A 12363-nucleotide genomic window follows, 5' to 3' on the forward strand; every position below is an offset into this window, starting at 1 on the left:
CCTGCCTCACTCCGAGATCAAGGTCCGGGTCAGCGGATGGTCTGGATCGGCCAAACCGTCGATGATGTTGAAATGATGCCGGTCAGGCTCGACCACGGAGCTGGTCGCGGCACCCAGGCCGATCCAGATGTTGGCCAGCAACGCGCTCTGGCGCAGGAATTCGGCTCGCTCGCCGCCGCCGGCCCAACAGGTCAGGCGGGCCTTGTCCATCGGGCGCAGCAGCACCGGACTTTCGGCCTGCGCCTCGGCCTTATCGATCGCCAGCGTCTCGTTCATGCCGGTGCGCATGATCGGGCGCAAATCATGCACCCCCGAGATCGACACCACGTGACGAACGCGCCGGACCACTTCGGGCGCCAGCGGCGTCGTCCTGGTAACCATCCGGCTAACAAGATGGCCGCCGGCCGAGTGCCCGGTCAGCATCAGCGGCCCTGCGACCATCGCCGCCGCCTTGCCTATCGCCGCGCCGACTTCTTTGACGATGCTGCCAATGCGTATCTGCGGACAGAGCGTGTAGGACGGCATGGCAACTGCATAGCCGCGATCAACAGCCCCCGCGGCAAGATGTGACCAGAAACTCTTGTCGAATGCCATCCAGTAGCCGCCATGGACGAACACCACGACCCCCTTCGGCTTGGTGGCCGGCAGGAAAAGATCGAGCCGGTTGCGTGGGTTGTCGCCATAGGCCAGGTCGAGCCGCGCCCTGCCCTCGGTCGAAAGCGCGTCGCGGAAAACCTGCGCGGGCTCGACCCAGGCCGCCGGCCAGCGATCGCTGCCGGCTATGTTGGCGCCGTTGGCATAGGCGTTGTCCCAATCGGCAATGTGACGTTCGAACACCCTGCGCCCTCCCTGGCAATATGGCCTTGCAACCTGGCCGCGAGCATCGCGCGGCGCGTCGTCGCCAGCCTCACGATTCCAGCTCTCGCATCAATCTCAAGTGACAGCCGCCTTGATGGCGAAGCGCGCATCCTTCCACGCACCGGTGCGCAGGATCTCCTCAAGCACTTCGACGGCCTGCCAAACATCGGCATAGCCGACATAGAGCGGGGTGAAGCCGAAGCGCATGGTCGATGGCGCGCGAAAATCGCCGATCACGCCACGTTCGATCAGCGCGCGCATGATCTGATAGCCATGCTCATGCATGAATGAAATCTGGCTGCCGCGTTTTTCTCCATCGCGCGTGCTTTCGAGCGTGAGGTCGTAAGTGCCGCACTTTGCCTCGACAAGCTCGATGAACAGATCGGCCAGTGCGATGCTCTTCTTGCGCACCGCAGTCATGTCGACATCGTCCCAGATGTCGAGCGCGCCCTTCAGCGTGCGCATCGAAAGGATCGGCTGGGTGCCGCACAGAAACCGGCGGATGCCGGTGCCGGCCGCATAGCCTGGCTCGAAGGCGAAGGGCCGTGCATGGCCCCACCAGCCGGTGAGCGGCTGCTGGATGTCGGCAAGATGCCGCTCAGCCGCATAGATGAAGGCAGGCGCGCCCGGTCCGCCATTCAGATATTTGTAGGTGCAGCCAACGGCAAAATCGGCGTTGGCTTTGTCGAGCTCGACTGGCATCGCGCCGGCGGTGTGGCAGAGATCCCAGACGATCATCGCCCCGGCTTCCTGGGCCCTGCGCGTCAGCGCCGGCATGTCGCGCAGTTCGCCCGATTTGTAGTTGACGTGGTTGACCAGCACCACGGCGGTGCGATCGTCGATCAGCTCCTCGATGGTCGGCGCGTCGACCGCCGAGAGGCGCAGCAGCGCATCTTTTCGCGTCGAAACCACACCCTCAGCCATGTAGAGTTCTGTCGGAAAACTATCGCCCTCGGCGACGATGACCTGCCGCTCCGGTCGCATGGCCATGGCGGCGTGCAGCAGCTTGTAGATGTTGACCGACGTCGTATCGCAGACCACCGTCTGGCCGACCGCGGCACCGATCAGGCGCCCGAGCTGGTCGCCAAGTTCAAGCGGCATGTTGAACCAGCCGGCCGTGTTCCATGCGCGGATGAGATCATGCGACCATTCTTCGGTCGCGGCCTTGTACAATTCATCGAAAGCGGGCCGTGAAGCAGCTCCTAGCGAATTGCCGTCGAGATAGATCACTCCTTGCGGCAAGACAAAGCGGTCGCGCATCGCGCCCAGCGGATCCGCGGCATCCATCGCCTTTACGGCCACGAGATCGGGAATTCCCGTCATGATTTGCCTGCTCCCCCAAAAAATCCAACGCAACGCCGGACACGCATCAACTGTTCTTCTGTTCTTCCATTACCTGGTTGCGCGTAGCAAGGCTCCACCGGCGAGAAGCAGCCTGACCAGGCGGTGGAAACCTGGAGTTAGCCCGAGGTTGGCGTTTTGAGTTCGTTTCGTTCACGGCGCATTGACCAAACCGCACAGTCGATAGGGGTTCACTTCCGTGCCCTTTGCCGACCGACGGCCGATGCCAGTGCCGCCTTCTAGGAGGCGAGAACGGCGCAAACGAAAGCAGAATCAAGGCGATGAGGCTCGCGGCGGCGAAAATACGGTACGCCGGTAGGGGACGTCGTTTGTTTCCCGAGCCTTAACGCATTCATTAAACTTTAAACAGTTGCGGAACACAACTGGAACAGATAGTGTCTGTTCTGGGTTTGTTTTCTGATTCTGTTGGGGGTCGCTATGCTGACACGCAAACAACACGAACTGCTTATGTTCATCCACGAAAGGTTGAAGGAAAGCGGTATCCCACCTTCCTTCGACGAGATGAAGGAAGCGCTCGACCTGGCTTCCAAATCCGGAATCCACCGACTGATTACGGCGCTGGAGGAGCGCGGCTTCATTCGCCGTTTGCCCAACCGGGCCCGTGCACTGGAGGTGCTACGCCTGCCTGACTCGATCGCCCCCGGCCTCAATGCGGCACGCAAGTTCTCGCCGAGTGTCATCCAGGGCAGTCTTGGGCAAGGTGCCCCTCGGCAGGGAAAGCCGACATCGTCGCGCGTCCCTGCAGCCGGCAATGACGACGATGTCGTCGCCGCCGTTTCGATCCCGGTAATGGGCCGCATCGCCGCTGGTGTGCCGATCGATGCTATCCAGCACCAGACGCATTCGATTTCGGTGCCGCCGGATATGATCATGGGCGGCGAGCATTATGCGCTCGAGGTCAAAGGCGATTCGATGATCGAGGCTGGCATTTTCGACGGCGACACGGTGATCATCCGCAACGCCGATACGGCGAGCCCCGGTGAGATCGTGGTGGCCCTGGTCGACGAGGAGGAAGCGACGCTGAAGCGGTTCCGCCGCAAGGGCGCCTCGATCGCCCTGGAGGCCGCCAATCCGGCCTACGAGACGCGCATCTTTGGACCAGACAGGGTCAAGGTGCAGGGCAAGCTCGTTGGGCTGATCCGCCGCTACTGAGTTGCGCCCTTGGTGCCGGCTTTTGGATTGTCGGCCCGGTATGGCGGCAGGCCGCGCGCCGCGCGTGAAAATTTCCGCTGCACGTGCCAGGGCCGGTATGATTTTTCGACGGCGAAGCGGATTTCGGCGCGTGTTGCCGCTTGTGGATCGAAATAGACGGCCGCACTTCCCGCGCGCGCCAGTTGCCGTTTGGTGACGACGAGGACCAGCCGGTCGTAGTAGCAGGGATTATGGGCGGTGGCGTCGTCGATGACGATCAAGCTGGCGAAGGCGCAGGCTGGCCGTGCGGTATCGCGGTCCTTGGCTTGCGCAATGATCGCGCCGGATGGATGCCTGGCGAGGCAGAGACCGTCCGTGCAAATGAACGGCATGCCCGGCGGTAGGTCGGCCGGATCGGCAATGTCGAATTGCGGATCGTTCTTTCCAGGTGTTTCCGGCGCGACGATAGCCTCTGATGTGAGCGCGCGTTTCCAGTTGTCGATGGTGAACTCATTCGGGCGTGCCCGGTTGACCGCGAGCTCACCGCTGCCGATCGGCAGCGCGACCAGCCGTGCGTCCTCCGAGATCAATACGTCGGGTACGCGCGTCTGGGTTGTCGTTAGCAAGCCGGCGAGCGCAAAAGGAATTGCCGCGAGCCGCAACCAGGTCGTCGCCATGCTGGCAACGACGAGGGCGATCGTCACCAAAAGGACGGATCTCAGCGAAATCAGCCCCACCGCATCGATTGGCGAGCGCTCGGAGATCCACCCGGACAGGGCGATCATCGCCGTCAGCCCTTTGCCCATCACGTATAGGAAAGGCCCATCCGCGCCGAACGGCATCGCCAGCGCGCTGAGCACGGCGAAGGGCATGACGACCAGTGAGACGATGGGCATGATGGCCAGATTGGCGAACAGGCTGAGCGGCGCCACGCGCTGGAAATGCCATAGGGCGAAAAGCGCCGTGGCGCTCCCTGCAATGATCGAGGTCATCGCCAGGCCGCCCATGCCCAGCAGGACCTTTCGCGTGGCGAGGCGTAGCGGCGACCGCCGCGGCGGCGGCGTGGTGGCCCTGCCGGCGCGGTAGTCGGACCAGCCGGCATAGGCGCCGACAAGGGCCGCCGTCGCGGCGAAGGACATCTGGAAGCTCGGACCGACCACCTCGTGTGGCGACACCAGAATGACCGCGATGGCCGAGATCGCCAGGTTGCGCATGGTGAGCGCGGCCCGGTCGAACAGCACGGCGATAAGCATCACCGCCAGCATGATGAAGCTGCGTTCGGCCGCTACCACAATGCCGGAAAAGACGAGGTAGGCCGCAATCGAAAAAAGCGCGGCGGCCGCGGCATATTTCTTGACCGGCCGTCGCGATGAGAAATCGGGAAACAGCGCAAAGGCGCCGCGTAGCAGCGCCATGATGGTGCCGGCGACCAACGCCATATGCAGCCCCGAGATAGAGATGATGTGATAAATGCCTGTACGCCGCATCGCTTCGTTGATCTCCTCGGGAATGCCTGCGCGCACGCCGACGATCAGCGCAGCAGCAATCTCGCCCTCGGCGCCGCCGATGCGGCTGCGGATATGGTCGGCGATGGATTCGCGCGCGTCTTCGATCGCGGAAGAAAGCCGCGCGGCAAGCGGCATGCTGCTCGACGACACGACTTTCGGATTGCCGAGAAAAAAGCCGCTGCCGCCGATACCGGCGAAATAGCTGTCGAAGGAGAAATCATAGCTGTCGGGCCGCACCGGGCCGGTCGGCGGCAGCAGCCGCACATAGCCGGTGATCTCGGAACCGGCGGCCAGCTCATCCGGTATCTTCATCGCCGAAACGCGGACCCGTTCCGGCATGTAGCGCAGCGTCGGCCTGGCGGTTGAGATCACATCGATTGTCAGCCGGATGCGGCCGCTAGCCATGGGTTCGTACGATACGACGCGACCCGTCAGCCGCGTCGAGATTTCAGAACCGAGCACATGCGTCCCGACACGCCAGGTCTCGAACTTGGCGGCAAGCACGCCAAGCACGCAGAACAACGCCACCATGAAGCACAGGCGGGCTCTGGGCCAAGAGCGCGAGACGACGGCACAAAGGGCCGCGAGGAGCACGAGTGCGATCGGCTGTGGAAAGGCCGGCTCCACCGCCATCGCGAAATACACGACCACCCCGCATGCGAGGAACACCGGCACCAGCAGGAAGGCGATGCCACGGTCGAGTTCCAGGCCGGCCGCCGAGGTTACGCTGTTGCGGATACGGGACGGTGACGAGAGGCGGAAACGCCTGGGCAGGCGTACGATGGGCTCGCCCGCGGGCACGAGAACCGTTGCTGGGTCGCTGGCCGGCAGCGACGGAGCATCGAAGCGCGGAGCGGGTAGCAATGCCGGTGCCGGCAGGACAGGCGGGGGAGCGGCAAACAGCAAGCGTTCGCTGACGCCGCTGCCAACGTCCTCGCCCTCGCCCGCACCACGGCCTCGCACAGCCATCGGGTCTGCCCCTTGCGCCCTCGACCTCCTATGCTACATGAACGCGCAACGCGCGAAAGTCCGCGCAACAACATTCGCTTCCTACGCCCGCCTGGGTCGCTTCCTTTATCTTCACCGCGCCTCGCGTTCGGCAGGGTAGCCCGCCGGGCTCTCGGCCCGACTTCATCGGCCGGTTTCAACCTGACGACAGCCCTCTTAGCTGACCTCCATGACCGGCTCGCTGGCGTCTTAGTCGAGCAGCTTGGCTGGTCCGCCTTCATCGACTGCTACGACCGGCCGAAACCCTGTTCTAGCTTGACCCGCCCTATTTCGGCAGCGACGGCGACTACGCCAAGGAGCTTTTCGGCGGTGACCAGTTCGAGGCAATCGCGACCAGACTGTCTGTCAATCAACGACGTGCCGGAGATCCGCGCGGCCTTCCGGGCCAACAGCATCGAAGAGGTTCAACTGCTCTACAGCCTGGCTGGCGGCAAGGGGACAGCCGCGCGAGATTTGATTATAAGCGGCAGTCGATATTAGAGAGGGAGCGGATGACCGAAAAGGAAGAGACCGAGAAATCGGCACGATCTGGGTGGGTGGTATTCGGGTTTGCGGCAACCGCAGTTTATTTCACGGCATTGGGCTCGATCCTAGGCAATAGCGGGCCGGATAGCCTTTTGCCAATCAACAAGGCCAGCCTCGCGCTAAACACATTCGGCGATTTTGTCGCAGGGATCTGCGCTCCACTTGCCTTTCTTTGGTTGTTCGTGGCCACCATGGTCCAGTCACAAGAGCTTGCTCTGCAACGGCAGGAACTGCGGCTGACGAGGAGGGAGTTCGAACTCAATCGAGACATTTTAAAACAACAGGCAGAAGAGGCCCGCGCCCAAGCCGCATTCATAGGCAAACAGACACAACTCCTGGAAGGCGCCGAGGTAGATCGGTTGATCGATACGCACCAAGCCGCCTTTATTCGCCGGTATCGCAAAGTGGGTGGACGTACGATAATGGTTGGCGAAGCTGACGACGAGGACAGGCAGATGATCCAAATAGGGGTTCAATCTTCAGATCCCCTGAATTTCGTCGGGGCGGCCACAGATGTCCGGGTGATCGCCTCACAACTTCGCCGCGCCAAAAATAAATCTCCTGACAAAGTAGCTTATTTTTCTAAGCCACACTTTCAGCCACTCGGAGATGCGCTCAATGAAATTGCGGAGATGATGGACCGCTCATCGCCAACCATGAAAGCCAAGCTCAAGGAAGCCAACTTCGCTACCGCTGTGGCCGCTGCGGATTACCTTCTCGCCCAGTGCGTGGATTACCCCAAGAACTTAAAGTTAAATGATCGCCTCTAAACACTCTGGCAGCTATTCAGCGCACGCTAACTGAATCGCAGTTGGTTTGCCGGCTAGATGGTGCCTTTAGTCCTCGGGCGGGATATTCCACGTTTTTAATTCGGCTTGCAGGCTGCTAATCTCGTGCTTTCGTTCCGGTGGGGCCTGGAGACGCACAATCTCAAGTTTCCCTTGCCATCCATGCCGAATAGCCAACAGGAACCGTCGTCGATCCCCAGTTGCGGACTGCAATTCTTCCGCGAGGTTCGTCAAACGCATTCGGCATTTGTTCAATTGCATATCGAGGTCGCCAACCACCCCAGAAATTAGGTGCTGTCCGATAAGACAAGCACGGCGTCCGTGTTTTTTCATTTGGTTGGTCGTCGAGCGTAATTCCATCAAGAGCACTCCCAAGGACGTCTGCACTTTCTCTTGAGGCGTCTCTGGAAATTCTTCATGCAGGCTATTGAAGTGCAGCGCGGAGATGTGCCCGGCGATCTTCTGGTCAGAGAACGAAACTGGCTCCCAGCTGTGTGCAAATTCGTTCCTAATCCGCCGAAGCCTCTCCAGATCGTCGTACTGGGGCTTTGTCACCAATCCCAGAGAGTAGGCCATTTTGATTCGTGCTGACAGCGTTCCAAGAGGGGCGTTGAACCCTTCAAGGAGTGTCGATGCTGGCGCGCCCTCAATTAGAAATGCCGCTATAAGATCGCCGAGCGCTTCTTCTGCGAAAGCTGCGAGCGCGAGAACCAATCCACGCTCGTCAAGCGTGCCCATGATTTGATTAAGGCGATTGAGGTCCCCAAAGACCTCATCTTCTTTCGCTTTCTCTTCAGCTTTGTCGTTCATCTGGCCTTTGAAATCCTGGTTTTCCGCCTTTCGCTGACACGCGCCGCCTCGCGCATAGTCGGCGCGAGGCTGCTATCGTGCGGTGAAGCTGGCGGCGGTCTGACGGTACGCCAAAACGGAGCTCAAACACCGAAAATTCCCGCCTTTGACGATAATGAGCTAACTCCGATCTGCTGCCAAGTGAAGTTGCCCGGAGGTGCCAAACGATTGCGCGCTACACGGCAGGACGGGAACCGATGCGGCAAACAGCAAGCGTTCGCTGACGCCGCTGCCAGCGTCCTCGCCCTCGCCCGCACCACGGCCTCGCACAGCCATCGGGTCTGCCCCTTGCGCCCTCGACCTCCTATGCTACATGAACGCGCAACGCGCGAAAGTCCGCAAACCCACTTCCTTCGCCCGCCTGAGAGTTCCATGCCCGATAAGGTCGTCACCCGTTTTGCCCCCTCGCCCACCGGCTATCTGCACATTGGCGGCGCGCGCACGGCGCTGTTCAACTGGCTGTACGCCAAGCATACGGGCGGCACGATGCTGCTGCGTATAGAGGATACCGACCGTGAGCGGTCGACGGATGCGGCGACGGCAGCCATTCTCGACGGACTTTCCTGGCTCGGACTCACCTGGGACGGCGCGCCTGTCTCGCAGTTCGAGCGCGCGCCGCGCCATCGCGAGGTGGCCGAGGAGCTGGTGCGCGTGGGCAAGGCCTATTACTGCTACGCGACGCCGGCGGAGCTGGAGGCGATGCGCGAGGCAGCGCGAGCCAAGGGGCTTCCGCCCCGCTATGATGGACGCTGGCGCGACCGCGACCCGTCGGAGGCGCCGCCCGGCGCCAAGGGGGCGATCCGCATCAAGGCGTCGACAGACGGCGAGACGGTGGTGCATGACCGCGTCCAGGGCGACGTGCGCTTTCCCAACAAGGATCTCGACGATTTCATTATTCTGCGCTCGGATGGCAATCCCACCTACATGCATGCCGTCGTCGTCGACGATCACGACATGGGCATCACCCACATCATCCGCGGCGACGATCATTTGACCAACGCGGCACGCCAGACCGTAATCTATCAGGCCATGGGCTGGGAGGTGCCGTCGATGTCGCATATCCCGCTGATCCACGGTGCCGACGGCGCCAAGCTGTCGAAGCGGCACGGTGCGCTTGGCGTCGAAGCCTATCGCGCTATGGGCTACCTGCCGGAGGCGCTGCTCAACTATCTGGCGAGGCTTGGCTGGAGCCACGGCGACGATGAGATCATGTCGATCGCCGACATGATTGCATGGTTCGACATTGGCGACGTCAACAAGGGCGCCGCCCGTTTCGACTTCGCCAAGCTCGAGGCGCTTAACGGCGTGCATATGCGCCGGATGAACGACGCGGCGCTGCTCGACATCTTCATCGCCACTCTGCCCTATCTTGAAGGCGGCCCGGCAATCGCCGCGCGCCTCGACGACAGACGCAGGGCGCAACTGCTTGCCGCTTTGCCGGGCCTGAAGGAGCGCGCCAAGACGCTGGTCGAACTTGTTGAAGGGGCTGCATTCCTTTTCGTCGAGCGGCCGCTGCCGGTCGACGAGAAGGCGGCGGCGCTGCTCAGCGGTGAGGCGCGCGCGATCCTGCGGGGCGCTCATGCGGCACTAGCCACGGTTTCGGAGTGGTCTGCCGCCTCAGCCGAAGCCGCGATCCGCGACTATGCGCAGGCCGCCAGCCATAAACTCGGCGCCGTGGCCCAACCTTTGCGCGCCGCGCTCACCGGCAAAAGTACCTCGCCAGGTGTCTTTGATGTGCTTGCCGTGCTTGGCCGCGAGGAAAGCCTGGCGCGGATCGCTGATCAAATCGATTAGCAAACTGGCCCAAGAAGATTGGCATTGAAAGGTGTGTTTCGCAGTGCAACATTGGGTCTTGGCCTAATCTGCCGCGCAGATTCAATTGCGGGCGCAAATGTGCGTATTCCGATGCTTTTGACGTGTTGGGTTCAGATATTTTGCCTTTGCCGGCCTGAGGAAACAAAAAGGAGTTTGCTATGACCGAACCTGCGACAAAAATGGAATTTGGCGGCAAAACCCAGGCATCGACGGCCAAGCTGGAACTCGGCGGCAAAACCCATGAATTCAAGATACGAAGTGGTTCGGTAGGACCTGACGTCATCGACATCGGTTCGCTCTACAACACCGCCGGCGTCTTTACCTACGATCCCGGTTTTACGTCGACGGCGAGCTGCGAATCGGAAATCACCTTCATCGATGGCGATGCCGGCATTCTTTTGCACCGCGGCTACCCGATCGACCAATTGGCCGAGCACGGCGACTTCCTCGAAGTCTGCTATCTCTTGCTCTATGGTGAACTCCCGACCAAGGCGCAGAAGGACGATTTCGACTACCGGGTGACGCGCCACACCATGGTGCATGAGCAGATGTCGCGCTTTTTCACCGGCTTCCGCCGTGATGCGCATCCGATGGCGGTGATGTGCGGCGTGGTCGGCGCGCTGTCGGCCTTCTATCACGATTCCACCGATATCTCGGACCCCTATCAACGCATGGTCGCGTCAATGCGGCTGATCGCCAAGATGCCGACGATCGCGGCGATGGCCTATAAATACCACATCGGCCAGCCATTCATTTACCCGAAGAACGAGCTGAATTTCGCAGCCAATTTCCTGCATATGTGCTTCGCCGTGCCTTGCGAGGAATACAAGATCAATCCGGTGCTGGCCCGCGCGATGGAGCGCATCTTCATCCTGCACGCCGATCACGAACAGAACGCCTCGACTTCGACCGTCCGCCTGGCCGGCTCGTCGGGCGCCAATCCTTTTGCCTGTATCGCTGCCGGCATCGCCTGCCTGTGGGGTCCCGCACATGGCGGCGCCAACGAGGCAGCCCTGAACATGCTGGGCGAGATCGGTCATGTCGATCACATCCCGGAATTCATTGCGCGCGCCAAGGATAAGAACGATCCGTTCCGATTGATGGGATTTGGCCACCGCGTTTACAAGAACTACGATCCGCGCGCCAAGATCATGCAGAAAACCGCGCACGAAGTCCTGGGCGAGCTCGGCATCAAGGACGATCCGCTGCTCGACATCGCCATGGAGCTGGAGAAGATCGCACTGACCGATTCCTATTTCATCGAGAAGAAGCTCTACCCCAACGTCGATTTTTATTCCGGCATCACCCTTAAGGCGCTGGGCTTCCCCACCACCATGTTCACCGTACTGTTCGCGGTCGCCCGCACCGTCGGCTGGATCGCGCAGTGGAAGGAGATGATCGAGGATCCGCACCAGAAGATCGGTCGCCCACGCCAGCTCTATACTGGCGCGCCGGAACGGGATTACGTGCCGATCGCGAAGCGGTGAAGGTAGCGAGTAGCGAGTAGCGAGCAGCGAGTAGCGAGTAGCGAGTAGCGAGTAGCGAGTAGCGAGTAGTAGCTGAAGCAGCTTGGCCGTTACCGCCAGCACCATTTCCTACTCACTATTCACTATTCACCCACTTCCTCACCATCCCCGTCACCACCCCCGCAGCAATCTCGCCTGACGGCTTGGCGGTTGCCATACGCCCGGCAATGTCGGCAAAACCGTGCTTCTGCCAGGTGCGGTAGGCGGTATCGGAGAACAGCGCTTCCAGTTGCCGCGCCAGATAATGCGGCCGCACATATTGATTGTAGTGTTCCGGCACAATCGGCCGGTCGGCAATGAGATTGGGCAAGGCTGCGCTCCATACTTTGATCAGCGGCTGCGCCATGCGCATGACCGGATCGAGCCGGTAGCAGGAGATCATCGGCACACCTGCCAGTGCAAGTTCCAGCGACACCGTCCCCGACGCGATCAGCGCCGCATCCGCCTTGCCGAAGGCCTGCCATTTGCGTTCGGCATCAAGGATGATCTCCGGCTTCTCGTCCCAGCTCGCAACCGAGGTCCTGACCAGATCGGCGACGTGCGGGACCGTGGGCAACAGCAGGCGCAAGCGGTGCCCGCGCGCCCGCAGGATCGACACCGTCTCGCCGAACGGCCCGACCAGGCGTCGCACCTCGCCGCGACGCGAACCGGGCAATACGAGCAACGTTTTGACGTGATCGGCGGACAGATCACGCGGCTGCGCCTGCGCCCTGGCGGCACTGACTATGCCGGGATCGTGTGCAAGGCGATGCCCGACATAGGTGCCAGGCGGCCCGCCCAGGCGAGCGAGTTCCTTCACCTCGAACGGCAGGATGCAAAGAATGTGATCGACATACGGTTTCATCGCCGCCGCCCTGCCCGGCCGCCAAGCCCACACGCTCGGGCAGACATAGTGGACGATCGGGATAGTCGGATCGGCGGCACGCACCTTTTTGGCGACGCGCAGCGAGAAATCCGGACTGTCGATGGTGATAAGGCAATCGGGCTTTTCAC

The 12363-nt window shown here is 61.4% G+C and carries 9 protein-coding genes; 4 read left to right on the plus strand and 5 right to left on the minus strand.

Annotation, left to right across the window (positions count from 1 at the left end):
• Window positions 1-6 precede the first annotated feature (6 nt).
• Window positions 7-837 carry a hormone-sensitive lipase gene (locus NKH80_RS11310; RefSeq protein WP_352991589.1) on the minus strand — a complete coding sequence of 277 codons (831 nt, stop codon included), beginning with the start codon at window positions 835-837 and terminating at the stop codon, window positions 7-9.
• Between the two features lie 96 nt (window positions 838-933).
• Window positions 934-2181 carry a kynureninase gene (kynU, locus tag NKH80_RS11315; RefSeq protein WP_352991591.1) on the minus strand — a complete coding sequence of 416 codons (1248 nt, stop codon included), beginning with the start codon at window positions 2179-2181 and terminating at the stop codon, window positions 934-936.
• A gap of 456 nt (window positions 2182-2637) precedes the next feature.
• On the opposite strand from kynU, the gene lexA reads away from it, so the two are divergent.
• A complete protein-coding gene (lexA, locus tag NKH80_RS11320) occupies window positions 2638-3372 on the plus strand; it encodes a transcriptional repressor LexA (RefSeq protein ID WP_023674949.1) in 735 nt (244 codons plus the stop codon).
• Here the strand turns inward: lexA and NKH80_RS11325 are convergent.
• A complete protein-coding gene (locus tag NKH80_RS11325) occupies window positions 3366-5828 on the minus strand; it encodes a ComEC/Rec2 family competence protein (protein ID WP_352991593.1) in 2463 nt (820 codons plus the stop codon). The two genes, lexA and NKH80_RS11325, sit on opposite strands and share 7 nt — an antisense overlap.
• A 530-nt stretch (window positions 5829-6358) precedes the next feature.
• Here NKH80_RS11325 and NKH80_RS11330 point away from each other — a divergent pair.
• On the plus strand, window positions 6359-7162 hold the full coding sequence (locus NKH80_RS11330; RefSeq protein ID WP_352688328.1) for a hypothetical protein: 804 nt from the start codon (window positions 6359-6361) through the stop codon (window positions 7160-7162).
• A 66-nt stretch (window positions 7163-7228) separates the two neighbouring features.
• Here NKH80_RS11330 and NKH80_RS11335 read toward each other — a convergent pair whose 3' ends face one another.
• The gene (locus NKH80_RS11335; RefSeq protein WP_352688326.1) at window positions 7229-7990 is read right to left on the minus strand and encodes an MltR family transcriptional regulator; all 762 of its coding nucleotides are present in this window, start codon (window positions 7988-7990) and stop codon (window positions 7229-7231) included.
• Window positions 7991-8401: 411 nt separating this feature from the next.
• Here NKH80_RS11335 and gltX point away from each other — a divergent pair, with 411 nt between their 5' ends.
• Complete coding sequence (gene gltX, locus NKH80_RS11340; RefSeq protein WP_352991596.1) at window positions 8402-9823, plus strand: glutamate--tRNA ligase; 1422 nt, start codon at window positions 8402-8404, stop codon at window positions 9821-9823.
• Between the two features lie 179 nt (window positions 9824-10002).
• Window positions 10003-11331, plus strand: a complete 1329-nt coding sequence (gene gltA / locus NKH80_RS11345; protein ID WP_254817305.1) for a citrate synthase — start codon at window positions 10003-10005, stop codon at window positions 11329-11331.
• Window positions 11332-11446: 115 nt separating this feature from the next.
• Here gltA and NKH80_RS11350 read toward each other — a convergent pair.
• Window positions 11447-12363 (minus strand): lipid-A-disaccharide synthase (locus NKH80_RS11350; protein WP_352991598.1); only part of this gene is annotated, 917 nt, incomplete at its 5' end.

The organism is Mesorhizobium sp. M0904 (assembly GCF_040319475.1).
Lineage (GTDB): Bacteria > Pseudomonadota > Alphaproteobacteria > Rhizobiales > Rhizobiaceae > Mesorhizobium.

Bases quoted from the DNA above. Each gene is read 5' to 3' on its own strand.
- gltX (WP_352991596.1), top strand. From the start codon at position 8,402: ATGCCCGATAAGGTCGTCACCCGTTTTGCCCCCTCGCCCACCGGCTAT.
- gltA (WP_254817305.1), top strand. From the start codon at position 10,003: ATGACCGAACCTGCGACAAAAATGGAATTTGGCGGCAAAACCCAGGCA.
- NKH80_RS11330 (WP_352688328.1), top strand. From the start codon at position 6,359: ATGACCGAAAAGGAAGAGACCGAGAAATCGGCACGATCTGGGTGGGTG.
- NKH80_RS11335 (WP_352688326.1), bottom strand. From the start codon at position 7,990: ATGAACGACAAAGCTGAAGAGAAAGCGAAAGAAGATGAGGTCTTTGGG.
- kynU (WP_352991591.1), bottom strand. From the start codon at position 2,181: ATGACGGGAATTCCCGATCTCGTGGCCGTAAAGGCGATGGATGCCGCG.
- NKH80_RS11325 (WP_352991593.1), bottom strand. From the start codon at position 5,828: ATGGCTGTGCGAGGCCGTGGTGCGGGCGAGGGCGAGGACGTTGGCAGC.
- lexA (WP_023674949.1), top strand. From the start codon at position 2,638: ATGCTGACACGCAAACAACACGAACTGCTTATGTTCATCCACGAAAGG.